Annotated in this window: 20 protein-coding genes; 12 read left to right on the top strand and 8 right to left on the bottom strand. The window is 62.7% G+C overall.

Going from position 1 to position 22,900, the window contains the following annotated elements; all coding sequences use genetic code 11:
* Positions 1–352 precede the first annotated feature (352 nt).
* From HG549_RS21950 to dksA, 5 genes are all read right to left on the bottom strand, one after another.
* Positions 353–1,792, bottom strand: a complete 1,440-nt coding sequence (locus tag HG549_RS21950; protein ID WP_170032715.1) for a sigma-54 dependent transcriptional regulator — start codon at positions 1,790–1,792, stop codon at positions 353–355.
* Positions 1,793–1,796: 4 nt separating this feature from the next.
* On the bottom strand, positions 1,797–4,772 hold the full coding sequence (locus HG549_RS21945; protein ID WP_170032713.1) for a sensor histidine kinase: 2,976 nt from the start codon (positions 4,770–4,772) through the stop codon (positions 1,797–1,799).
* A complete protein-coding gene (locus HG549_RS21940; protein WP_003250005.1) occupies positions 4,756–4,932 on the bottom strand; it encodes a hypothetical protein in 177 nt (58 codons plus the stop codon). Before HG549_RS21940 ends, HG549_RS21945 begins: the two co-directional genes overlap by 17 nt.
* 245 nt (positions 4,933–5,177) lie before the next feature.
* Entirely contained in the window at positions 5,178–6,065 is an 888-nt protein-coding gene (gene gluQRS, locus HG549_RS21935) for a tRNA glutamyl-Q(34) synthetase GluQRS (RefSeq protein ID WP_170034291.1), read from the bottom strand.
* Between the two features lie 62 nt (positions 6,066–6,127).
* Positions 6,128–6,571, bottom strand: a complete 444-nt coding sequence (dksA, locus tag HG549_RS21930; protein ID WP_046613112.1) for an RNA polymerase-binding protein DksA — start codon at positions 6,569–6,571, stop codon at positions 6,128–6,130.
* Between the two features lie 210 nt (positions 6,572–6,781).
* Between dksA and HG549_RS21925 the strand changes: the two genes are divergently transcribed.
* Both HG549_RS21925 and sfsA read left to right on the top strand, forming a co-directional pair.
* Positions 6,782–7,954: a pyridoxal phosphate-dependent aminotransferase gene (locus HG549_RS21925; RefSeq protein WP_170032711.1), complete on the top strand. Its 1,173-nt coding sequence runs from the start codon at positions 6,782–6,784 to the stop codon at positions 7,952–7,954.
* Positions 7,954–8,667, top strand: coding sequence for a DNA/RNA nuclease SfsA (sfsA, locus tag HG549_RS21920; protein WP_170032709.1), 714 nt, complete (start codon positions 7,954–7,956; stop codon positions 8,665–8,667). The genes HG549_RS21925 and sfsA overlap by 1 nt, the downstream gene beginning before the upstream one ends.
* On the opposite strand, the gene HG549_RS21915 is transcribed toward sfsA, so the two are convergent.
* Positions 8,630–8,974, bottom strand: coding sequence for a Rieske (2Fe-2S) protein (locus HG549_RS21915; RefSeq protein WP_170032707.1), 345 nt, complete (start codon positions 8,972–8,974; stop codon positions 8,630–8,632). The two genes, sfsA and HG549_RS21915, sit on opposite strands and share 38 nt — an antisense overlap.
* 230 nt (positions 8,975–9,204) lie before the next feature.
* Here HG549_RS21915 and HG549_RS21910 point away from each other — a divergent pair, with 230 nt between their 5' ends.
* Entirely contained in the window at positions 9,205–10,089 is an 885-nt protein-coding gene (locus HG549_RS21910; protein ID WP_170032704.1) for a ChaN family lipoprotein, read from the top strand.
* A gap of 182 nt (positions 10,090–10,271) precedes the next feature.
* Here the strand turns inward: HG549_RS21910 and HG549_RS21905 are convergent, their stop codons facing one another.
* Entirely contained in the window at positions 10,272–10,550 is a 279-nt protein-coding gene (locus tag HG549_RS21905) for a TfoX/Sxy family protein (protein ID WP_170032702.1), read from the bottom strand.
* Positions 10,551–10,789: 239 nt separating this feature from the next.
* The gene (locus HG549_RS21900) at positions 10,790–12,352 is read right to left on the bottom strand and encodes a bifunctional aminoglycoside phosphotransferase/ATP-binding protein (protein ID WP_170032700.1); all 1,563 of its coding nucleotides are present in this window, start codon (positions 12,350–12,352) and stop codon (positions 10,790–10,792) included.
* A gap of 114 nt (positions 12,353–12,466) precedes the next feature.
* On the opposite strand from HG549_RS21900, the gene mrcB reads away from it, so the two are divergent.
* From mrcB to msrQ, 9 genes are all read left to right on the top strand, one after another.
* Entirely contained in the window at positions 12,467–14,788 is a 2,322-nt protein-coding gene (gene mrcB / locus HG549_RS21895; RefSeq protein WP_170032698.1) for a penicillin-binding protein 1B, read from the top strand.
* A gap of 15 nt (positions 14,789–14,803) precedes the next feature.
* Positions 14,804–15,604 carry a tetratricopeptide repeat protein gene (locus HG549_RS21890; RefSeq protein WP_170032696.1) on the top strand — a complete coding sequence of 267 codons (801 nt, stop codon included), beginning with the start codon at positions 14,804–14,806 and terminating at the stop codon, positions 15,602–15,604.
* Positions 15,604–15,936: a YqcC family protein gene (locus HG549_RS21885; protein WP_170032694.1), complete on the top strand. Its 333-nt coding sequence runs from the start codon at positions 15,604–15,606 to the stop codon at positions 15,934–15,936. Before HG549_RS21890 ends, HG549_RS21885 begins: the two co-directional genes overlap by 1 nt.
* 408 nt (positions 15,937–16,344) lie before the next feature.
* Positions 16,345–18,069, top strand: coding sequence for an acetolactate synthase 3 large subunit (locus HG549_RS21880; RefSeq protein WP_170032692.1), 1,725 nt, complete (start codon positions 16,345–16,347; stop codon positions 18,067–18,069).
* Between the two features lies 1 nt (position 18,070).
* Positions 18,071–18,562, top strand: a complete 492-nt coding sequence (ilvN, locus tag HG549_RS21875; protein WP_003250040.1) for an acetolactate synthase small subunit — start codon at positions 18,071–18,073, stop codon at positions 18,560–18,562.
* Between the two features lie 56 nt (positions 18,563–18,618).
* Positions 18,619–19,635: a ketol-acid reductoisomerase gene (gene ilvC / locus HG549_RS21870; protein ID WP_013974255.1), complete on the top strand. Its 1,017-nt coding sequence runs from the start codon at positions 18,619–18,621 to the stop codon at positions 19,633–19,635.
* A 149-nt stretch (positions 19,636–19,784) separates the two neighbouring features.
* Positions 19,785–20,636: a CDP-diacylglycerol--serine O-phosphatidyltransferase gene (pssA, locus tag HG549_RS21865; protein ID WP_170032690.1), complete on the top strand. Its 852-nt coding sequence runs from the start codon at positions 19,785–19,787 to the stop codon at positions 20,634–20,636.
* 79 nt (positions 20,637–20,715) lie between these two features.
* Positions 20,716–21,729 carry a protein-methionine-sulfoxide reductase catalytic subunit MsrP gene (gene msrP / locus HG549_RS21860; protein WP_170032688.1) on the top strand — a complete coding sequence of 338 codons (1,014 nt, stop codon included), beginning with the start codon at positions 20,716–20,718 and terminating at the stop codon, positions 21,727–21,729.
* The gene (msrQ, locus tag HG549_RS21855; RefSeq protein ID WP_170032686.1) at positions 21,729–22,340 is read left to right on the top strand and encodes a protein-methionine-sulfoxide reductase heme-binding subunit MsrQ; all 612 of its coding nucleotides are present in this window, start codon (positions 21,729–21,731) and stop codon (positions 22,338–22,340) included. Before msrP ends, msrQ begins: the two co-directional genes overlap by 1 nt.
* Positions 22,341–22,900 lie beyond the last annotated feature (560 nt).

Raw genomic sequence — 22,900 nt, 5'->3', positions numbered from 1 at the left:
GTTCTTGTACCAGACATATAGCAGGTGCCGTGCCAACTTTTGAAAACACAGCAAAATCAAGGGCTTGAGGCGTTCGTGGGAAATTTCGCAGGCTGAAAATGTCGAAATTTCGTTACCGTATGCCTCGGCAACTGTTACGGCGGTCAAGGCCGGGTAACAGATTTCCGTGGGGGCTGATGTGTTACCTGGGCTGGGTGCGCTGGTTTTGCCGGCCCTTTCGCGGGCACGCCCGCTCCCACAGGAGTTGCCACCCTCTAGGGCAGTGAAATTCCTGTGGGAGCGGGCGTGCCCGCGAAGAGGCCGGAGAGGTTGTAGACAGGGGCAGGAGGAACCTCCCGCCCCGGTAGATCGGTTATTCGCTGGTAGCGTTGCTCTTGCGCCGCGGAATGCCCAGGCGCTGGCGGCGTTCCCACAGGCACTTGCGGCTGACCCCGAGCTTGCGGGCCAGCTCGGTTTCGGTCATGTGGTCCTGGTGCTCGAGCACGAAGTGCTGGAAGTAGTCTTCCAGCGACAGGTCCTCGGTCGGTTCGTGGCTGGCGTTGGCCGCACTCGACACAGCCAGGGCGTTGTCGAGGATCTCGTCCTCCTCCAGGTCGCTCAGCTCGATATCGATGCCCAGCAGGTCGGCGGAAATTTCTGCACTCTCGCTGAGGATTACCGCGCGCTCGACGGCGTTTTCCAGCTCCCGCACGTTACCCGGCCAGCTGTAGTGACGAATGGCCTGCTCGGCTTCGGCCGAGAAATGCAGGTCGTCACGGCCGATACGCGCACTCTGGCGGGCCAGGAAGGCACTGGCAATCTCGTTGACGTCACTGCCGCGCTCGCGCAGGGCCGGCAGTTTCAAGGCGATCACGTGCAGGCGGTAATACAGGTCTTCACGGAACTGGCCGGCCTTGGCCAGGTTCTTCAGGTCGCGGTGGGTTGCGGCGATCAGGCGCACATCGACCTTCTGCGACTGCACCGAACCGACCCGGCGAATTTCGCCTTCCTGCAATACACGCAACAGGCGGGCCTGGGCTTCCAGCGGCAGTTCGCCGATTTCGTCGAGGAACAGGGTACCGCCGTCGGCGGCTTCCACCAGGCCCGCCCGCCCGGCACTGGCGCCGGTGAACGCGCCTTTCTCGTGGCCGAACAGTTCGGACTCGATCAGCGTTTCCGGGATGGCTGCGCAGTTCACCGAGATCATCGGCGCCTTGGCCCGGCGCGACAGGTTGTGCAGGGCGCGGGCCACCAGCTCCTTGCCGGTACCCGACTCGCCCTGGATCAGCACGTTGGAGTCGGTCGGCGCGACCTTGCGGATCTTGCTGTACATATCCTGCATCGGTGGGCAGGAACCGATGATGCCGATTTCGCCATTGGCCGGGGCGCTGCCCTTGTCGGCCGGGGCCGCCTTGCCATTGCTGGCGCGCGGCTCGGCAACCGGTGCGCTGGCCGGGGCGTTCTGCCGGTCGCGCAGGATGCGCGCCACGGCCTGGAGCATCTCGTCATGGTCGAAGGGCTTGGCGATATAGTCCACCGCGCCCATTTTCATCGAGTCGACCGCCGAGCGCAGGCTGGCATAGCTGGTCATGATCAGTACCGGGGTACCTTGGCCGAGCTTGATCAGTTCGGTGCCGGGTGCGCCTGGCAGGCGCAGGTCGCTGACGATCAGGTCGAAGGTGGCAATGCTGAAGCGTTCCTGGGCTTCCTGCACCGAGCCGGCTTCGCTGACCTGGTACTGGTTCCGTTCGAGCAGGCGACGCAAGGCCGAGCGGATGATGGTTTCGTCTTCGACGATCAGAATGTGCGGCATTGATTCAATTCTCTCGACGGTCTCGAATTTCAGGGGACGTCGCTACGACATGCCGGGGCAGGGTCACGCGGATCCGGGTGCCACGTTGCCGTTCGATATCGGCAGGGCTGTCGATGGTGATTTGCCCATAATGCTCTTCCACGATGGAATAGACCAGCGCGAGCCCCAGTCCGGTTCCTTCACCCGGGTCCTTGGTGGTGAAGAAGGGTTCGAACAGGCGGTCCATGATGTTCTTCGGGATCCCGCTGCCTTCGTCCTCGACGATCAGGTCGACGGTATGCTCGTTGACCTCGCTGCGCACGCGCACGGCACTGCCGGGCGGCGAGGCGTCGCGGGCGTTGGACAGCAGGTTGATCAGCACCTGGGCCAGGCGCTGCGGGTCCCCCTCGACCCAGTGGTCCGGGTCGCAGAGGTTGAAGAACTGTACTTCGAAATTACGCCGGTTCAACGCCAGCAGACCAATGGCGTCCTGCGCCACTTCGGCCAGGCACACCGGCTCTTCGCTGTTCTGGTGGCTGCCGCCGGCATGAGCGAAGCTCATCAGCGACTGCACGATGCGCGAAACCCGCTTGGTCTGTTCCAGAATCTGACTGGACAGCTCGATGATTTCACCGTCGCCCTCGCGTTCCTCGCGCAGGTTCTGTGCCAGGCAGGCGATGCCGGTGATCGGGTTGCCAATCTCGTGGGCCACGCCAGCCGCCAGGCGGCCGATGCTGGCCAGGCGTTCGGAGTGTACCAGCTTGTCCTCCAGCGCCTGGGTTTCGGTGAGGTCCTCCACCAGCAGCACCAGGCCGCTGTTGCCGGGTGCCAGCGGCTCGTCGATCGCCGCCTTGTGCAGGTTCAGCCAGCGCGGCTGGCCATCCAGCGCCAGGCGCTGCTTGTGCAGGTGTTCGTCGGGCACGTTGATGAACCCTTGCAGCAGGCCGCGCCAGGGCTCGTCGATGGTGACCAGGCGCGAGCCGACCACGTGCTTGGCGGCGATGCCGGTGAGCTCCTCCATGGCCTTGTTCCACATCAGGATTTCCTGGTCCTTGGCCAGCGAGCAGACGCCCATTGGCAGCTCTTGCAGGGTCTGGCGGTGGTAGCGGCGCAGGGCGTCGAGTTCGGCGGCCAGGCCGGTCAGGCGCGAGTGGTAGTCTTCCAGGCGGCTTTCGATGAAGTGGATGTCCTCGGTCACGTAGTTTTCGTTACCAGACTTGTACGGCAGGAAGGTCTCGACCATGTCCTGCGCCACACTCGGCCCCATCAGGCCGGACAGGTTGGCCTCGATACGGTCGCGCAGGCGGCGCAAGGCATAGGGGCGGCGCTCATCGAACGGCAGATAGAGGTCGCGCAGGGCCTGTTCCACTTCCTTTTGTGCGGCCTTGGCGCCCAGTGGCTTGGCCAGCTGGGTGGCGAACTCCTGCGGCGAGGCGGCGTGCAGCTCGCGGCGCTGCGGGCGGCGCACGTTGTCCACTGCGCAGGCTTCGGCTGCGCTGACTTCTTCATTGCTGGCGTTGGTGAACAGCGAGATCAGGGTGAACAGCAGCACGTTGGCCGCCAGCGAGGCGATCGCCGCCATGTGCCAGCTGGTGTCGTCCAGCACGTAGATCATGTCCAGCAGCGGGATGTAGAAGCCCTGCAGGTTGCCCAGCAGTGGCAGCAGCATGGTCACCATCCACACCAGGGTACCGGCCAGCAGGCCGGCGATGAAGCCGCGGCGGTTGGCGGTGGGCCAGTACAGCACCGACAGCACGCCGGGCAGGAACTGCAAGGTGGCGACGAAGGCGACGATGCCCAGGTTGGCCAGGCTCTGGTGGTTGTTCTGGGTCAGGTAGAACATGAAGCCGGCGGTGATGATGGCGACGATCAGCGCGCGGCGGGTCCACTTCAGCCAGCGGTAGATATTGCCTTCGGCCGGCGGCTGGTACAGCGGCAGCACCAGGTGGTTGAGGGCCATGCCGGACAGCGCCAGGGTGGTGACGATGATCAGCCCGCTGGCAGCCGACAGGCCGCCGATATAGGCCAGCAGCGCCAGTGCCTGGTTGTTGGCGGCAATCCCCAGGCCCAGGGTGAAATACTCGGGGTTGGTGCTGGCGCCCAGGCGCAGGCCGGCCCACAGCACCAGCGGTACGGCCAGGCTCATCAGCAGCAGGAACAGCGGCAGGCCCCAGCTGGCACTGACCAGCGAGCGCGGGTTGAGGTTTTCGGTGAAGGCCATGTGGTACATGTGCGGCATGACGATGGCCGAGGCGAAGAACACCAGCAGCAAGGTGCGCCATGGCCCCTCCTGCAGCGGGGTATGCAAGGCCGCCAGGGCGGTCTGGTTCTGCAGCAGCCACACCTCCAGCTGGTGCGGGCCGCCGAACACGCCATACAGGGCATACAGGCCGATGCCGCCCAGCGCCAGCAGCTTGATCACCGACTCGAAGGCAATGGCGAATACCAGCCCTTCGTGTTTTTCGCGGGTGGCGATGTGCCGCGAACCGAAGAAGATGGTGAACAGGATGATCAAGGTACAGAAGGCGAAGGCCACCCGCGCCTTGACTGGTTCGCCGGTGAGGATGCTGATCGAATCGGCCACTGCCTGGATCTGCAGGGCCAGCAAGGGCAGCACGCCGATCAGCATGAAAATGGTAGTCAGCGCGCCGGCCCAGGTACTGCGGAAGCGGAACGCCAGCAGGTCGGCCAGCGATGACAGCTGGTAGGTGCGAGTGATCTTGAGGATCGGGTAGAGCAGCACCGGTGCCAGCAGGAACGCGCCGGACACCCCCAGGTAACAGGCGAGGAAGCCGTAGCCGTACTGGTAGGCCAGGCCGACCGAGCCATAGAAGGCCCAGGCACTGGCGTACACGCCCAGCGACAGGGTGTAGGTCAGCGGATGGCGAATGATCGAACGTGGGATCAGGCCCCGTTCGCTGATCCAGGCCACGCCGAACAGCACCATCAGGTACGCGGCGCTGATCAGGATCATCTGGGTCAGGCTAAAGCTCATCGGCATCTCGTTGGCTCTGCAGGATGAAGGTGACGACGATCAGGATCAGCCAGAGCAGGTAAGGGCGGTACCAGGCTCCGGTCGGTTCGATCCACCAGTCCATGATGGCCGGGGAGAACAGGTAGATCCCCACGACCAGAAGCAGGACCAAACGATAGATGTACATGCTGGCCTCGATGGTTGGGCGCTGCGGGCTTGGACTTATTATTGGCGCAAATGGCTGGGGGGATGCTAGCGGGAATCCATGGGGTTAGCCAAGGGGTTGAATTTATTGGGCTTTTGTTTTTGCGGGGTGGGTTGCCTGTGCCGCCCTCTTCGCGGGCGCGCCCGCTCCCACAGGTAAACCACAAATCTTGAAGGTGGTGTAGTTCCTGTGGGAGCGGGCGTGCCCGCGAAGAGGCCGGTAATACCTCAGCGCAAATCAGCCTCTGGCACCGTGGTGCGCTGTGCAATCGCCTCGGGCTTCCACTGTTTGCGGGCCACTGCCAGCACTTCGGCCGGTGTCGCCAGCAACAGCTCGGGGTCGGTCTCCTGGCCCAGCGCCCGCAATGCCCGCAGCAACAGCGGCGTGGCATGCTCCGCCTGCAGCGGCGGCGAACGGTACGATTTGCCCAGTTTGTGTCCATCCGGCTGGACGATCAGCGGTATATGCAGGTAGCGCGGTTGCGAAAAGCCCAGCAACTCTTGCAGGTACAGCTGGCGCGGGGTGTTGTCGAGCAGGTCGGCGCCGCGCACGATATCGGTAACACCTTGCCAGGCATCATCCAGTACCACCGCCAGCTGGTAGGCATACAGCCCGTCGCGGCGCTGGATGACGAAATCCCCTACCTCACGCCCCAGGTGTTGCTGGAACTCGCCCTGCACCCGGTCGGTAAAGCGATAGATCAGTTCCGGTACCCGCAAGCGGATCGCCGCGCCTTCACGCGCATGCCCGGCGTTGCGACAAAAACCGGGGTAGATGCCGTTGTAACCCTCCAGCTGCTTGCGCGAGCAGGTACAGGCATAAGCCAGGCCCATGTTGAACAGGTGATCGACCACTGCGGCGTAGGCGTCGTGCCGCTGGCTCTGGAACACCACTTCGCCATCCCATTCCAGGCCATAGCGCTCCAGCGTTTGCAGGATGGCATCGCGGGCACCGGGCATTTCCCGCGGCGGGTCGGTATCCTCCATGCGCAGCAGCCAGCGGCCGTTGACGGCGCGGGCATCGAGCCAGGAGGCAAGGGCGGCGACCAGCGAGCCGAAGTGCAGGAAGCCGCTGGGAGTGGGGGCGAAACGCCCGATGTAACGGGTATCGGTCATGGTCAGGCTGGGCATGAAATGAAACGGGGCGCATGATGCGCCCCGTCCGGATGGAAGAAGGATCAGCCTTTGCCGACCGTCTTTTCCTTTTTCTCGGCGATTTCCTTGCAGTCGAAGCACAGGTCCGCAGTAGGACGGGCTTCCAGGCGACGCAGGCCGATCTCGATGCCGCACGATTCGCACCAGCCGTACTCGTCGGCCTTGATCTTTTCGAGGGTCTTGTCGATCTTCTTGATCAGCTTGCGCTCGCGATCGCGGTTGCGCAGCTCCAGGGCGAATTCTTCTTCCTGGCTGGCGCGGTCGGCCGGGTCGGGGAAGTTGGCTGCCTCGTCCTTCATGTGGTCCACAGTGCGGTCGACACTTTCCATCAAGTCTCGCTTCCAGGCGCCGAGAAGCTTGGTGAAGTGCTGTTTCATGGGCTCGCCCATGTACTCTTCACCCTTGGTTTCTACGTAGGGCTCGACACCGTACATGGTCTGGGCTTTTTGCTTTTCTACGGTGGACATGAATAGACCGCCTCTCACTCATCTGATCCAATGCGCAGGCTGCTCCATCTCCGGCACCCGCCGGCCCTGCGACTGCGAGCCGCCGAACTTACCAGATAGATCGGGGGTGCGCTACCCCGCCCGATCTTGCTGATTGACACCGGCCTGAGCGGTACGTTCGATCGCTCGCAGAGGTAGAATCTCCAGTTTAGACCCTATTGAGAGAAGGTCATGGCCCACCCTTACAGCGCGCGCAGCCGCGCCATCGAACCCTTCCATGTCATGGCGCTGCTGGCCCGGGCCAACGAGCTGCAGGCGGCCGGGCACGACGTGATCCACCTGGAAATCGGCGAGCCGGACTTCACCACCGCTGCGCCGATCGTCGCCGCTGGCCAGGCGGCACTCGCCGCCGGGCACACCCGGTATACCGCCGCTCGCGGCCTGCCGGCGTTGCGCGAAGCGATTGCCGGTTTCTACGGCCAGCGCTATGGCCTGACTGTCGACCCTGAACGCATCCTGATTACCCCGGGTGGCTCCGGGGCACTGCTGCTGGCCAGCAGCTTGCTGGTCGACCCCGGCAAGCACTGGCTGCTGGCCGACCCGGGTTACCCGTGCAACCGCCACTTCCTGCGCCTGGTCGAAGGCGGCGCGCAACTGGTGCCGGTCGGCCCGGAGGTCAACTACCAGCTGACCGCTGACCTGGTGCAGCGCCATTGGGACAAGGACACCGTTGGTGCCCTGGTTGCCTCGCCAGCCAACCCCACCGGCACCGTGCTGGGCCGGGACGAGCTGGCCAGCCTGTCCACAGCCACCCGGGAGCGCCACGGCCACCTGGTGGTGGACGAGATCTACCATGGCCTGACCTACGGCATGGACGCGCCCAGTGTGCTGGAAGTGGATGACTCGGCGTTTGTGCTGAATAGTTTTTCCAAGTATTTCGGCATGACCGGTTGGCGCCTCGGCTGGCTGGTAGCGCCGCCCGGCGCCGTGGCAGACCTGGAAAAGCTGGCACAAAACCTGTACATCAGCGCGCCAAGCATGGCCCAGCATGCCGCGCTGGCGTGCTTCCAGCCCGAGACCCTGGCCATTTTCGAAGAGCGCCGCGCCGAGTTCGCCCGCCGTCGCGACTATCTGTTGCCCGCCCTGCGCGAGCTTGGCTTCCGCATTGCCGTCGAACCGCAGGGGGCCTTCTATCTGTATGCCGACATCAGTGCCTTTGGTGGTGATGCGTTCGCCTTTTGCCGGCATTTCCTGGAAACCGAGCACCTGGCCTTTACCCCGGGCCTGGATTTCGGCCGGCACCTGGCCGGCCATCATGTGCGTTTCGCCTATACCCAGAGCCTGCCGCGCCTGGAGCAGGCGGTGCAGCGGATTGCCCGCGGGCTGCGGAGCTGGCAGGGCTGATGCAGTTCTTTCCTCCACTCGAACAGGGTCGCCTGCTGCGCCGCTACAAGCGTTTTCTGGCAGACATCGAACTGGCCAGCGGCGAACAGCTGACCATCCACTGCCCGAATACTGGCTCCATGCTCAACTGCATGCGCGAAGGCGGGCAGGTGTGGTTCAGCCGCTCCAGCGACCCCAAGCGCAAGCTGCCGGGCACCTGGGAAATCAGTGAAACCCCACAGGGGCGGCTGGCCTGCGTGAATACCGGGCGGGCCAACGGGCTGGTCGAAGAAGCCCTGCGTGCCGGGGTCATCGCCGAACTGGCCGGTTTCACCGCGCTCAAGCGTGAAGTGGCCTATGGCGAGGAAGGCAGCCGCATCGACTTTCGCCTGGATTTCGACGGCGCCCCGGCCTATGTCGAAGTCAAGAGCGTGACCCTCGGCTACCCCGACAGCCTGGTTGCAGCGTTCCCTGATGCGGTAACCCAACGCGGTGCCAAGCACCTGCGCGAGCTGGCCAAGCTGGCCCGGCAGGGGGTACGCGCCGTGCAGTTGTATTGTGTGAACCTGACCGGCATCGACGCCGTGCGCCCAGCCGCGGAAATCGATGCAGCCTATAGCCAGGCCCTGCATAGCGCAGTGGCCGACGGCGTGGAAGTGCTGGCCTATGGCACGCGCCTGGACGCCGCAGGTATCGTCATCGATCGCCGTCTGCCGGTGCTGCTTGGCCCTTGAGCCAGATTCCCTGGCGGTCTTCATGGCAGCTCAGGGCCTGCAACTGCTTGCCCTCGCAGGGCCCGGCCACGCATTCGCCGCTTTCGATCAGGAACAGCGCGCCATGATGGGCGCAGTGGATCAGGCTGGCGCTGTCGTCGAGAAATTCATCCTCGGCCCAGTTCAGCGGTATGCCGCGGTGCGGGCACAGGTTGCGGTACAGATGCACCTGGCCCTGGCGACGCACGCCGAACAGTTCGATGCCGTCTACGCTGAAGGCGCGGCTCTGGCCTTCGGCCAGGCCTTGGGAGGTACACAGGAAATGCATGGCAGGGATGGCCCGTGAAAGCAATGGTAGCCTGACGCACCAAGGCGAGTGATTGTTCAATCGCCCGCATGGGTTGCGCCTGGTTGCCTATGGTGCGCAGTTCCGCCGCCCGCTACAAGGCGCGCGGCCAGCCAGGGGAAGGAAAGCTGAGCGGGTTTGCCCGCGACAGTTGTGCAGCCACAGCGCTGCAGGCAAGTGCATGTGCATGCCAATGAACAAGAGGTACACCCATGCGTCATCCGCTGCTCTCCGGTTTCTTGCTGTGCCTGGTGCTGGCCCTGGGTGGCTGCCAGGCCAGCCTGCCGCCGCTGCCCGCCTGGCAGAGCAGTGAAGGGCGCAGCCATGCCGAACTGGGGCATATCGTCGAGCTTGCCAGCGGCCAGTTGATCAGCCCTGAGCAATTGCTGCAGCGGTTGTCTGCCGCCCCACGGGTGCTGGTTGGTGAAAAGCACGACAACCCCGACCACCATGCGCTGCAACTGTGGCTGTTGCGCGCCCTGCAAGGCCAGCGGACGCAAGGCAGCCTGTTGCTGGAAGTGCTGCAGCCCGAGCAACAACCGTTGGTGGACAAGCTTGCCGGGCAACCGGTGCCGGCAGACCTGCCCCAGGCCCTGGCCTGGCAGGACGGTTGGGATTGGCAGTTGTATGGGCCGATCATCACCGAAGCCCTGCGACAACACGTGCCTTTGCTGGCAGCCAACCTTTCAACCGCCGAGATGCGCCAGGCTTATCGGCAGCCGGCTTCGTTGCTCGGTGAGCGTTCCAACGCGCCTGCGGTCCAGGCTGCCCTGCTGGAGCATGTGCGTGCCGGGCATTGCGGGATGCTGCCGGAAAGCCAGTTGCCGGCGATGCTGGCCGTGCAACAGCAGCGTGACCGGCGCATGGCCGAGCGCTTGCTGGCGGCGCCGCAGCCGGCGCTGCTGTTTGCCGGGGCCTATCACGTGCGCAAGGATTTGGGCGTGCCGTTGCACCTGGCTGACCTGGGCGCGCAAGGAGAAAGCACGGTGCTGGTGTTGGCGGAGGTGGGCGACCGGGTCGAGGCGACCGAGGCCGACTATGCGTGGTATACGGCGGCGACACCGGAGCAGGACTATTGCGCGCAGATGCGGCGCTAGCCCAGGTAAAAGACACTGGCAAAAAAAGACCCGGCAAACTGCCGGGTCAATAACCGTGATTAGCCTGATGAGGAGATAATCTGAGAGTCCGAACCAGGGGCTCTTAGTTTATCCAACCAGTCTCGCGACCAGTTGTGATAATCATAACGATTCTCATTTCGAGGTCAATCCCTTTACCACGATTATTTCGGATTTTTTTGCGGCGGGCATTTTGCGTCCAGCTGCTGGTTGAGCGCTTCTTTGCGTTCTAGCGGCAAATCGTTCCAGTGCATGTCCAGAAGCGCGCCTTCAATGGCATACAGCAGCACCTTCGATGCGCGGAACCCTCGCGTCTTCACGGCCTGGTACGCACCCACCGCGCCCAGTCGTCGCAGATCCGATGCACTGTGGATGCCCGCTGCATGCAGCCACTGCGCAGAGGTCTTGCCAAGGTTCTTCAGATGCTGCAATTCATCGTTCATCGAGCCTCCTTGCGATGGCTGAACGGGTCATGGGGAGATAAATCGCGAGCAGGTCAGAGAGGAGTGTAGCGGGGGTTGGGAAATGCGCGGCCTTTTGCCATTGGGTGCGACGAGATGACCCGGGGGGCCTCTTCGCGGGCTTGCCCGCTCCCACAGGTGCGGCACAGCTTTCAAGGCCTGTGCTGTACCTGTGGGAGCGGGCAAGCCCGCGAAGAGGCCCCCACGGGAAAGCGCTGAACTTACAGCCCAGGCAAGCGCTGACGAACCTGTTCGATCACCTGGTCCATGCTGGCGGCGTCCTGGGTATCGACGCGTTTGCTCTGGGCCAGTTCCTGGGCATCCAGTGGCTCCCGGTTGGCCTGCTGGGCCTTGATCACGTCCAGCGTGGCATCCGATGGATCGTTGCTTTCGGCCTGGCGCTGCTCCAGCCAGCTGGCAATGACCGCGTCCGGTGCATGGCAGTCGAGAATCAGGAACGGCACACCGGTCTGGCTGGCCACATCGGCTGCCGCCTGGCGCTGCTCACGCTTGAGGTAGGTGGCATCCAGCACTACCGGGAAGCCGGCACGCAGCACGGTTGCTGCGACTTCGTGCAGGCGCTGGTATGTCGCGGTACTGGCGTCCTGGGCATAGATGCCACTGCTCAGCTGGCCCGCGTCGGCCTGCTGCTGCTCGCCAAACAGGCGCTTGCGCTCGACGTCCGAACGCACGCGGACGGCGCCCAGGGCCTCGACCATCCGCATGGCCACGTGGCTTTTGCCCACCGCCGAAACGCCGTGGGTAATGGCCAGCAGGCGCGACGGGATGGCGCTGTAGCTTTCTGCCAGGTTGGCGTAGTTGCGGTAGGTGCGCAGGGTGGTTGCACGCTGCACGCCATCGGCGTTGGCCGGCATGCTGAACAATGCCACCTTGGCGCGTACCAGCGCGCGGTAGGCCTTGTAGAAGTTGAGCAACTCGAGGCCCTGGTAGTCACCGGTCAGTTCCAGGTACTGGCTGATGAAGCGCCGGGCCAGGCATTTCAGGCCGCGGTCTTCCAGGTCCATGGCCAGGAAAGCGGTGTCGGCGTAGACGTCGGTCAGGCGGAACGGTTCGTTGAACTCGATGCAGTCGAAGATCACCACCTGGCCATCGATCAGGGTGGCATTGCCGAGGTGGATGTCACCGTGGCATTCGCGGATGAAACCGTTGGCCTTGCGCTGTTCCAGCAGGCCATGCAGGCGCTCGAAGCTGCTGCGTGCCCAAGCCGCGAGGGCGTCGAGCTGTTGCAGGTCGGCCTTGTCGCTGAGGAACGGGCGAATCTGCTCGAAGTTCTGTTCCACCGGTGCCATCACGCTTTCCGGCGTGCCCAGGGGGTGCTCTACCGGCACGCGGGGCGCCTGCAGGTGGAACTCGGCGATCTGCCGGGCCATCTGGTCGATGTGCGCGGCGTTCAGTTCGCCATTGGCCTGCAAGGTGTTGAGCATCTGCCCCTGGGGGAACTGGCGCATCTTCAGCACGTACTCGATGGCTTCGCCTTCACCACCGATCTGCGGCGCCTCGACGCTGCCGGTAATTGGCAACACTTCCAGGTACAGGCCGTCGGTCAGGCGCTGGTTCAGGCGCAACTCTTCGTTACAGAAATGCCGGCGCTGGTCCAGGCTGGTGAAATCGAGGAAGCCGAAGTTCATCGGCTTCTTGATCTTGTAGGCATACTCGCCGGTGAGCAGAACCCAGGAGATATGCGTCTCGATCAGCTGGAACCCCTCCACGGGGTGAGGGTACAGGGCAGGGTTCTGCAGCGCGGTGATAAGGGCTTGGCTCACGGGAAATCCTTCCGGGGCAGGGAATTCGAATGCGCCATTATGGTCAATGGTGCCGCCCCTGCCTACCGCCGGGCCGTCTGCCCAGCCTTTATAAAGTGCGTATAATCCGCCGCCATGACTCGAACCCGAAATCCCCGTACCCCTCAGAAACGCCCGACCGGCCGCTCTCGCGCCTGGCTGGGCTGGGCCTTGAAGCTCAGCCTGGTCGGCCTGGTGATCGTTGCCGGCTTCGCGGTTTACCTCGATGCCGTTGTCCAGGAAAAGTTTTCTGGCAAGCGCTGGACCATCCCGGCCAAGGTGTATGCCCGGCCGCTGGAGCTGTTCACCGGGCAGAAGCTGAGCAAGGACGACTTCCTCACCGAGCTGGATGCGCTCGGCTATCGGCGTGAAAGCGCAGTCAACGGCCCCGGTGCGGCATCGGTCAATGGCAATACGGTCGACCTCAACACCCGTGGCTTCCAGTTCTACGAGGGCATGGAGCCGGCACAGTTCGTGCGGGTGCGCTTCTCGGGCGACTACGTGGCGGGCCTTTCCGGGGCCAACGGCAAGGCGCTCGATGTGGTGCGCCTGGAGCCGCTGATGATCGGCGGCATCTACCCGAAAAACCTCGAAGACCGCATCCTGATCAAGATCGACCAGGTGCCCAAGTACCTGCTCGAAACCCTGGTGGCTACCGAAGACCGTGATTTCTACAGCCACTTCGGCGTATCGCCCAAGTCCATCGCCCGCGCCGTGTGGGTCAACACCTCGGCCGGCTCGATGCGTCAGGGTGGCAGTACCCTGACCCAGCAGCTGGTGAAGAACTTCTACCTGACCAGCGAGCGCAGCCTCAGCCGCAAGCTGACCGAGGCCATGATGGCCGTGCTGCTGGAGCTGCACTACGACAAGCGCGAGATCCTCGAGGCCTACCTCAACGAAGTGTTCGTCGGCCAGGACGGCCAGCGTGCGGTGCACGGCTTCGGCCTGGCCAGCCAGTTCTTCTTCAGCCAGCCGCTGTCGGAGCTGAAACTGCACCAGATCGCCTTGCTGGTGGGCATGGTCAAAGGCCCGTCCTACTACAACCCGCGGCGCTACCCCGAGCGCGCCCTCGCGCGCCGCAACCTGGTGCTCGACCTGGTGGCCGAACAGGGTGTGGCCAGCCAGGCGGAAGTGGATGCAGCGAAGAAGATGCCGCTGGGCGTGACCAAGCGCGGCAGCCTGGCTGACAGCTCGTTCCCGGCATTCCTCGACCTGGTCAAGCGTCAGCTGCGCCAGGACTACCGCGATGAAGACTTGACCGAAGAAGGCCTGCGCATCTTCACCAGTTTCGACCCGATCCTGCAGATGAAGGCCGAAGCCTCGATGAGCGAGACCTTCAAGCGCCTGGCGGGCCGCAAGGGGGCTGACGATGTCGAGTCGGCGATGGTCGTGACCAACCCGGAAACCGGTGAAGTGCAGGCGCTGATCGGCAGCCGCCAGGCCGGTTTCGCTGGCTTCAACCGCGCCATCGATGCGGTGCGCCCGATCGGCTCGCTGGTCAAGCCGGCGGTTTACCTGACCGCGCTGGAGCAACCGACCAAGTACACCCTGACCAGCTGGGTGCAGGACGAGCCGTTCTCGGTCAAAGGCGCCGACGGCCAGGTCTGGCGGCCGCAGAACTACGACCGCCGCCCGCACGGCACCATCTACCTGTACCAGGGGCTGGCCAACTCCTACAACCTGTCGACCGCCAAGATCGGCCTGGAAGTGGGCGTGCCCAACGTGATCAAGACCATTGGCCGGTTGGGCGTGAACGTTGACTGGCCAGCCTTCCCGGCCATGCTGCTGGGTGCCGGCGGCATGTCGCCGATGCAGGTGGCGACCATGTACCAGACCATCGCCAACGGCGGCTTCAATACGCCAATGCGAGGTATCCGCAGCGTGCTCACCGCCGAAGGCGAGCCGCTCAAGCGCTACCCGTTCCAGATCCAGCAGACCTTCGACCCGGGGGCCATCTACCTGGTGCAGAACGCCATGCAGCGGGTAATGCGCGAAGGTACCGGCCGCTCGGTATACAACACCTTGCCGCGCACGCTGACCCTGGCGGGCAAGACCGGTACCAGCAACGACTCGCGTGACAGCTGGTTCTCCGGTTTCAGCCAGGACCTGCTGGCCGTGGTGTGGATGGGCCGAGACGACAACGGCAAGACGCCGTTTACCGGCGCGACCGGTGCCCTGCAGGTGTGGACCAGCTTCATGAAGAAGGCCGACCCGCTGCCGTTGGACATGCCGCAACCGGATAACGTGGTACAGGCGTGGATTGACCCCTACAGTGGCCATGGGTCTGATGGCAGCTGTCCGGGAGCGGTGCAGATGCCGTATATTCGCGGGAGTGAACCGCCCGCCGGTGCGACCTGTGGCGGCGAGCAGGATCCAGTTGAATCGGTCATGGACTGGGTCAAGGGCTGGATGAATTAAGCACAGGCTGCATTGATGAGGTGTGACGTGAACAAGTGGCTGTTTCCTGCCGTGACGGCGCTGGCTGTGCTCCAGGGGTGTGCCAGTGTGCCGCGCGGCAATATTCCGGTGGTCGACTCGAGCACCCGTGTGTCCAATAGCGAGCGCATGACGGCCAAGCGCACGGCGGCTGGCTACAACGCGGGCACCGCACAGGCGCAAACGCTGCCCGAGGACTCCGGCGTCACCGTGATGATCCCGCAGGGTGCGGGTGCCTCCGGCATCCAGACATTCCCGGCCAACGGCTCGGCACCGATCAGCACCTCGCCGATCACGCCGGGGCCGATCACAACCGGCCCGGTCAGTTCGGCACCGATGACCACCAATCCAAACCCGATCGCCGACGAACCGTTCGATATCGCCGCCATGAACAGCGCTTCGCAAAGCACCAGCGCCCCAACCGGTATCCCGCGTAGCGGTGCCGCTGCAGGCGGGCTGTCGGCAGATGAGCAGCTGGACGGTCCGGTACTGGCGTTGCTGACCACTGCGCAGTCGCAACAGGGCAGTGGTGACTTCAACGGCGCTGCTTCCAGCCTGGAGCGTGCCCAGCGCATTGCCCCGCGCGAGCCGCAGGTGCTGTACCGTCTGGCCCAGGTGCGCCTGTCGCAAGGTGATGCGCCGCAGGCCGAGCAGCTGGCGCGTCGCGCCCTTACCTATGCCAATGGCCGCCCGAGCCTGCAGGCGGAGCTGTGGAACACCATCGCCCAGGCCCGCGAAAAGCAGGGTGACAGCGCTGGTGCTGCGCTGGCCCGGCAAAAGGCTCGGGTCAACTTGTGATGATCGAGCAACGCATTCTGGATATTGCCGACCACCTGATGCTGATCGAGCGTGAGTTGCAGGTACAGGGCTGGTGGGATGCCGAGGCGCCAAGCGACGAGGCACTGGCCAGCACCGTGCCGTTCGCCGTCGATACCCTCAGCTTCGAGCAATGGCTGCAATGGATCTTCCTGCCGCGCATGAAGATCATCATCGAACTGGGCCACCCGCTGCCCAGTGCCTCGGGCATCCTGGTCATGGCCGAAACCGTATTTACCGACCGCCCGGAACAAAGCCGCGAGCTTCGCCGCCTGTTGGCAGCTTTCGATCAATTGATTGCTCCTTCCGCCTGATTTCTTCAGTTTTTCCTTCCAGGGCCGCAGATTGTGGCCCTTTTTTATGGAAATCTTATTAATTCTGCTGCTGAAGCGATTTTTAGTGGTGGCAGGAATTCATCTTGGCGAAAAATTGGCAATAATTTTTCTTGACTTGTTGGCGCCGAATCAGAAGAATCCAATCTCCGCTGTAGAGGGACTGCCAGAAGCAGACCCGCTAAGCAGATCATGAGGCGCACACCCGCGCCGACCTGTTACACCCCGCAACGCGTTACCTCGCGCTGGGTGGGAAAACCCCGCAACACTCTGGGGCGCTCCCAATACTTGCTCAGTCAGTGCTGACGTTCGCTCATGCTCTGCTTGGCAGTAAACCTATTAAGACCCGTCCAGTGAGGGCGGTATTCTGGCGTTTTAGAGGTGAACAACGTGGAGCTTTTATCTGGCGCTGAGATGGTCGTCCGCTTCTTGCGTGACGAAGGCGTTAAGCACATCTACGGGTACCCTGGTGGTGCTCTCCTGCATGTTTACGACGCGCTGTTCAAGGAACCGGAAGTCGAGCACATCCTGGTTCGTCATGAGCAGGCGGCTACCCATATGGCGGACGGCTACGCCCGTGCCACCGGCAAGGCCGGCGTGGTACTGGTAACTTCCGGGCCTGGTGCGACCAATGCCATTACCGGTATTGCCACTGCCTACATGGACTCGATCCCGATGGTCATCCTGTCTGGCCAGGTGCCTAGCACCATGGTCGGTACCGATGCCTTCCAGGAAACCGACATGATCGGTATTTCGCGGCCGATCGTGAAGCACAGCTTCATGATCAAACATGCCAGTGAAATCCCGGAAGTTCTGAAAAAAGCATTCTACCTGGCGCAATCCGGTCGCCCAGGTCCGGTCGTGGTCGACATTCCAAAAGACATGACCAACCCGGCCGAGAAGTTCGAATACGTCTACCCGAAAAAGGTCAAGCTGCGTTCCTACAGCCCGGCCGTTCGTGGCCATTCCGGGCAGATCCGCAAGGCTGCGGAGATGCTGCTGGCGGCCAAGCGCCCGGTGGTGTACTCCGGTGGCGGCGTGATTCTCGGCGGTGGCTCCGAGGCCCTGACCGAAATCGCCAAGTCGCTGAACCTGCCGGTCACCAATACCCTGATGGGCCTCGGTGGCTTCCCGGGTACTGATCGCCAGTTCCTCGGCATGCTCGGCATGCACGGCAGCTTCACTGCCAACATGGCCATGCACCATGCCGACGTCATCTTTGCCGTCGGCGCCCGCTTCGACGACCGTGTGGTGAACGGCCCGGCCAAGTTCTGCCCGAACGCCAAGATCATTCACATCGACATCGACCCGGCGTCGATCTCCAAGATGATCAAGGCCGACGTGCCGATCGTCGGCCCGGTCGACAGCGTCCTCAGCGAGATGCTCGGCATCCTCAAGGAAATCGGCGAGCAGCCTGACAAGGCGGCGCTGGATGCCTGGTGGAAGCAGATCGATGAATGGCGTGGCAATGGCGAGCTGTTCCCCTACGACAAGGGCGACGGCAACGTCATCAAGCCGCAGAAGGTCATCGAGACCCTGTGCGAAGTGACCCATGGCGACGCCTTCGTCACTTCCGACGTTGGCCAGCACCAGATGTTCGCGGCGCAGTACTACCGTTTCAACAAGCCGAACCGCTGGATCAACTCCGGTGGCCTGGGCACGATGGGCTTCGGCTTCCCGGCGGCGATGGGCGTCAAGCTCAACTTCCCCGACCAGGACGTGGCCTGCGTGACTGGCGAAGGCAGCATCCAGATGAACATCCAGGAGCTGTCCACCTGCATGCAGTACGGCCTGCCGGTGAAGATCGTCAACCTGAACAACGGTGTGCTGGGCATGGTCCGCCAGTGGCAGGACATGTCCTACAACGGTCGTCACTCGCATTCGTATGTCGAGTCGCTGCCTGACTTCATCAAGCTGGCCGAGGCCTATGGCCATGTGGGTATCCGCATCACCAGCCTGAAGGACCTCAAGCCGAAGCTGGAAGAAGCGTTTGCGATGAAAGACCGCCTGGTATTCATCGACATCGCGGTTGACCGCAGCGAGCACGTCTATCCGATGCAGATCAAGGATGGCTCGATGCGTGACATGTGGCTGAGCAAGACGGAGCGTACCTGATATGCGGCACATCATTTCCCTGCTGCTGGAAAACGAACCAGGTGCGTTGTCCCGTGTGGTCGGCCTGTTCTCCCAGCGTAACTACAACATTGAAAGCCTGACCGTGGCGCCGACCGAAGACCCGACCCTGTCGCGTCTGACGCTGACTACCGTTGGCCATGACGAAGTGATCGAGCAGATCACCAAGAACCTGAACAAGCTGGTCGAAGTGGTCAAGCTTGTCGACCTGTCGGAAAGCGCTCACATCGAGCGTGAACTGATGCTGGTCAAGGTCAAGGCTACCGGTGCCCAGCGCGCCGAGATCAAGCGCACCACGGATATCTTCCGTGGCCAGATCGTCGACGTCACCGCCAGCGTGTACACCGTGCAGCTGAGCGGCACCAGCGACAAACTGGACAGCTTCATCCAGGCGATCGGCACTGCATCGATTCTCGAAACCGTGCGCAGCGGCGTTACCGGCATTGCCCGTGGCGACAAAGTGCTCAGCATCTGAATTCCACAAATTAGCGATGGCTCCGCAGGGGCCGAGATATAACCAGGGGTATTTTCATGAAAGTTTTCTACGATAAAGACTGCGACCTTTCCATCATCCAGGGTAAGAAAGTCGCCATCATCGGTTACGGTTCCCAGGGCCACGCTCAGGCGTGCAACCTGAAGGACTCCGGTGTAGATGTCACCATCGGTCTGCGTAAAGGTTCGGCCACCGTTGCCAAGGCAGAAGCCCACGGCCTGAAAGTGACCGACGTTGCCTCCGCCGTCGCTGCTGCCGACCTGGTCATGATCCTGACCCCGGACGAATTCCAGGGCCAGCTGTACAAGCAGGAAATCGAGCCGAACATCAAGAAGGGCGCTACCCTGGCCTTCTCCCACGGCTTCTCGATCCACTACAACCAGGTGGTTCCGCGTGCCGACCTCGACGTGATCATGATCGCGCCGAAAGCCCCTGGGCACACCGTTCGCTCCGAGTTCGTCAAAGGCGGTGGCATCCCTGACCTGATCGCTATCTACCAGGACGCTTCGGGCAACGCCAAGAACGTCGCCCTGTCCTACGCCTCGGGCGTGGGTGGCGGCCGTACCGGCATCATCGAAACCACCTTCAAGGACGAGACCGAAACCGACCTGTTCGGCGAGCAGGCTGTTCTGTGCGGTGGTACCGTCGAACTGGTCAAAGCCGGTTTCGAAACCCTGGTCGAAGCTGGCTACGCGCCGGAAATGGCCTACTTCGAGTGCCTGCACGAGCTGAAGCTGATCGTTGACCTCATGTACGAAGGCGGCATCGCCAACATGAACTACTCGATCTCCAACAACGCCGAGTACGGTGAGTACGTTACCGGTCCGGAAGTCATCAACGAAGAATCCCGCAAGGCCATGCGCAACGCCCTGAAGCGCATCCAGGACGGCGAGTACGCGAAGATGTTCATCTCCGAAGGTGCTACCAACTACCCATCGATGACCGCCAAGCGCCGCAACAACGCCGCTCACGGCATCGAAATCATCGGCGAGCAGCTGCGTTCGATGATGCCGTGGATCTCGGCCAACAAAATCGTTGACAAGACCAAGAACTAACGCTGTCGAAAGATGAAAAACGCGGCTTCGGCCGCGTTTTTTCGTTCTGGCAGCCGGCTTCTGGTATAAAGCAGACCAGTGGCTTGCTGTTAGAACCTGTCTTGCGGGCCCGTGTCGAACATTTTCCATCCTGTTGCAAGGTACCCTCCATGAGCGAACGTCCCGAAGAGCCGAACAAGCCCTCCGACGCCGAAAGCCTGCTACCTGTCGATGAGCACGTTGAAGAAGGGCATGATGCCGAAGGGCGCAAGGTGCGCCACCGTGGCATCTATCTGCTGCCCAACCTGTTTACCACCGCCAACCTGTTTGCCGGTTTCTACTCCATCATCAGCTCGATGAGCGCGCAGAGCGCCCTGAGTGCCGGTGACCCGCGCGAGGCGAGCAAGTACTTCGCCTTCGCTGCCATCGCCATCTTCGTGGCCATGGTGCTCGATGGCCTTGATGGCCGTGTCGCGCGCATGACCAACACCCAGAGCGCCTTCGGTGCCGAGTACGATTCGCTGTCGGACATGGTCGCCTTTGGTGTGGCCCCGGCCTTGCTGGCCTTCGGCTGGGCGCTGGGCGACATGGGCAAGGTCGGCTGGATGGTCGCCTTCATCTATGTGGCCGGTGCGGCGTTGCGCCTGGCACGTTTCAATACCCAGGTCGGTACAGCCGACAAGCGCTATTTCATCGGCCTGGCCAGCCCGGCCGCTGCGGGCGTGGTGGCGGGTACCGTATGGGCGTTCAGCGACTACGGCATCCAGGGTTCCAAGCTGTCGTTCCTGGTGGCGCTGCTGGTGGCTGCTGCCGGCATGCTGATGGTCAGCAACATCAAGTACAACAGCTTCAAGGAGCTGGACCTCAAGGGCCGCGTGCCGTTTGTAGCGATCCTGGCCGTGGTGCTGGTATTTGCCGTGGTGTTCAGCGACCCGCCGCGCATCCTGCTGCTGATCTTCCTTGCCTATGCGGCTTCGGGGCCGATCCAGTTCCTGCTGAAGGGGCGTCGGCGTAAAGCCTGACAGCCCGTTAATGTTGGAATAACCCTCCGGCTCCATAGTCTTACTGGTACATCCGCTATCCAGTGCTATGGAGCCGCCCATGCTCATCAAGCTATCCAGGTCTTCCGAATGCAAGGCATCGGAGATCACCGCAGAAAGCCTCTATCTTTCCCGGCGCGCCCTGATGGGCGGTTCCCTGGCGGCCCTGGCCCTGGGGGCACTGCCGGGCCGGGTGGGCGCGGCTGAGGTTTCGCGTTATGCCGACGTACAGGCCGGGCGTGCGCCGGCCTGGTTTGCCGACAAGCTTGCGGCCACGCAGTGGCAGGCGGTAACGGTCAAGAACGAGGCGATCACGCCGTTCAAGGATGCGACCCATTACAACAACTTCTATGAGTTCGGGCCAGACAAGGGCGACCCGGCGGCCAATGGCGACAGCCTGAAAACCGAACCGTGGAGCGTTGTGGTCGATGGCGAAGTGGGTAAGCCCGGGCGCTATGCGCTGGAAGACTTCGTCAAACCGTACCAGCTTGAGGAGCGCATCTACCGGCTGCGTTGTGTAGAGGCATGGTCGATGGTCATTCCATGGCTGGGCTTTCCGTTGGCGCAGGTACTCAAGCAGGTCGAGCCGACTTCCAGGGCTCGCTATGTTCGCTTCGAGACCTTGAAGGATCCGGAGCACATGCCCGGGCAGCGTTCGGGTTTCGCCTTGATCGACTGGCCCTACAGGGAAGGCTTGCGCCTGGATGAGGCGATGCACCCCTTGGCGATCCTGGCGGTGGGCATGTATGGCCGCGAACTGCCCAACCAGAATGGTGCGCCGTTGCGCCTGGTAGTACCGTGGAAGTACGGTTTCAAGAGTATCAAGTCGATCGTGCGTATCAGCCTGGTGGCCGAGCAGCCTGGTACTACCTGGCAAGGCCTGGCGCCGGACGAGTACGGCTTTTATGCCAATGTGAACCCGACGGTCGACCATCCACGTTGGAGCCAGGCGCGTGAGCGGCGGCTGCCCAGCGGGCTGTTCAGCCCCAATGTGCGGGAAACCCAGATGTTCAATGGCTATGCCGATGAAGTGGCATCGCTGTATACCGGGCTCGACCTGCGGAAGAACTATTGATGCGTTACCCCTGGTTTCGTCTGGGCATCTTCATCGTGGGGTGCCTGTTCCCGGTGTGGTGGCTGTATGAGGCTGCGCTGAATCTGCTGGGGCCGGACCCTGGCAAGATCCTGATGGACCGCCTCGGGCTTGGGGCGCTGACCTTCCTCCTGGTCACCTTGGGCATGACGCCGCTGCAGAAGCTGACGGGTTGGCCGGGTTGGGTCGTGGTGCGCCGGCAGCTGGGGTTGTGGGTGTTTGCCTATATCGTGCTGCATATCCTGGCGTATCTGTTCTTTATCCTCGGGCTGGATTGGGGGCAGTTGGCGGTGGAGTTGCGCAAGCGGCCCTACATTATTGTGGGCGCGCTGGGTTTCCTTGGGTTGCTGGCCTTGGCGGTCACCTCGAACCGGTATAGTCAGCGGCGCTTGGGGGCTCGCTGGAAGAAGCTGCACAGGTTGGTGTATGGGGTGCTTGGGTTGGGGTTGCTGCATTTCCTGTGGATCGTTCGGTCGGATCTGCGGGAGTGGGTGATCTATGCGTTTATTGGTGTTGTGTTGATGGTGTTACGGGTGCCTGTGGTTTCGCGGGTGTTGCCCAGGATTGCCCGGAGGCAGGGGAGGGCGGTTTGAGGGTTGGGGGGCTGGGTTGGTTTTCAGAAGTGCCCGCCACAACCCTTGCAGCGCCTACAAAATCGAGCGCCGCCCGCGCGGCGCATCGCGGATGAAATCCGCTCCTACATTTGTTGCAACGTGGCCACGCCTGTGAGGCCATGGTTGTCAGCGGGTTTGCAAGGCTCAAGTCATGCGCCAGGGCTGGCAACCATGGCCTCACAGGTTCGGCACGTTGCAACAAATGTAGGAGCGGATTTCATCCGCGATGCGCCGCGCGGGCGGCGCTCGATCTCACAGGCGCTGAATGTGTCGCGGCGAGCACTTGGCAGCCGTGATACGGTCTTTTTCGCGTACATTTCAATTTCTTGAAATTAACCCTTGACCCCTCTCCGAATCCCCTTATAATGCGCCCCACTTCCAGCGACATCGGAACGAAAAACTCCTTGTTCATCAATGAGTTAAGTAGTGATGAAGAAGCTGAAAGGGCTACGATCGAATGATCGGCGGCGGTCGAGATGAAGGTTGACAGCGTTTCAAAACGCTGTATGATTCGCCTCCCGCTACGAGAGATCGCAGCG

The organism is Pseudomonas sp. SK, assembly GCF_012975065.1.
Lineage (GTDB): Bacteria > Pseudomonadota > Gammaproteobacteria > Pseudomonadales > Pseudomonadaceae > Aquipseudomonas > Aquipseudomonas anuradhapurensis.
This window is presented reverse-complemented; position numbering and strand designations above follow the sequence as displayed.

What these genes read in the sequence shown, in the direction of transcription:
- HG549_RS21940 (WP_003250005.1), bottom strand. Translation starts at nt 4,932, where the DNA reads ATGTACATCTATCGTTTGGTCCTGCTTCTGGTCGTGGGGATCTACCTG.
- HG549_RS21925 (WP_170032711.1), top strand. Translation starts at nt 6,782, where the DNA reads ATGGCCCACCCTTACAGCGCGCGCAGCCGCGCCATCGAACCCTTCCAT.
- dksA (WP_046613112.1), bottom strand. Translation starts at nt 6,571, where the DNA reads ATGTCCACCGTAGAAAAGCAAAAAGCCCAGACCATGTACGGTGTCGAG.
- HG549_RS21910 (WP_170032704.1), top strand. Translation starts at nt 9,205, where the DNA reads ATGCGTCATCCGCTGCTCTCCGGTTTCTTGCTGTGCCTGGTGCTGGCC.
- gluQRS (WP_170034291.1), bottom strand. Translation starts at nt 6,065, where the DNA reads ATGACCGATACCCGTTACATCGGGCGTTTCGCCCCCACTCCCAGCGGC.
- ilvN (WP_003250040.1), top strand. Translation starts at nt 18,071, where the DNA reads ATGCGGCACATCATTTCCCTGCTGCTGGAAAACGAACCAGGTGCGTTG.
- pssA (WP_170032690.1), top strand. Translation starts at nt 19,785, where the DNA reads ATGAGCGAACGTCCCGAAGAGCCGAACAAGCCCTCCGACGCCGAAAGC.
- HG549_RS21890 (WP_170032696.1), top strand. Translation starts at nt 14,804, where the DNA reads ATGAGGTGTGACGTGAACAAGTGGCTGTTTCCTGCCGTGACGGCGCTG.
- msrP (WP_170032688.1), top strand. Translation starts at nt 20,716, where the DNA reads ATGCTCATCAAGCTATCCAGGTCTTCCGAATGCAAGGCATCGGAGATC.
- sfsA (WP_170032709.1), top strand. Translation starts at nt 7,954, where the DNA reads ATGCAGTTCTTTCCTCCACTCGAACAGGGTCGCCTGCTGCGCCGCTAC.
- ilvC (WP_013974255.1), top strand. Translation starts at nt 18,619, where the DNA reads ATGAAAGTTTTCTACGATAAAGACTGCGACCTTTCCATCATCCAGGGT.
- msrQ (WP_170032686.1), top strand. Translation starts at nt 21,729, where the DNA reads ATGCGTTACCCCTGGTTTCGTCTGGGCATCTTCATCGTGGGGTGCCTG.
- HG549_RS21915 (WP_170032707.1), bottom strand. Translation starts at nt 8,974, where the DNA reads ATGCATTTCCTGTGTACCTCCCAAGGCCTGGCCGAAGGCCAGAGCCGC.
- HG549_RS21950 (WP_170032715.1), bottom strand. Translation starts at nt 1,792, where the DNA reads ATGCCGCACATTCTGATCGTCGAAGACGAAACCATCATCCGCTCGGCC.
- HG549_RS21905 (WP_170032702.1), bottom strand. Translation starts at nt 10,550, where the DNA reads ATGAACGATGAATTGCAGCATCTGAAGAACCTTGGCAAGACCTCTGCG.
- HG549_RS21885 (WP_170032694.1), top strand. Translation starts at nt 15,604, where the DNA reads ATGATCGAGCAACGCATTCTGGATATTGCCGACCACCTGATGCTGATC.
- mrcB (WP_170032698.1), top strand. Translation starts at nt 12,467, where the DNA reads ATGACTCGAACCCGAAATCCCCGTACCCCTCAGAAACGCCCGACCGGC.
- HG549_RS21945 (WP_170032713.1), bottom strand. Translation starts at nt 4,772, where the DNA reads ATGCCGATGAGCTTTAGCCTGACCCAGATGATCCTGATCAGCGCCGCG.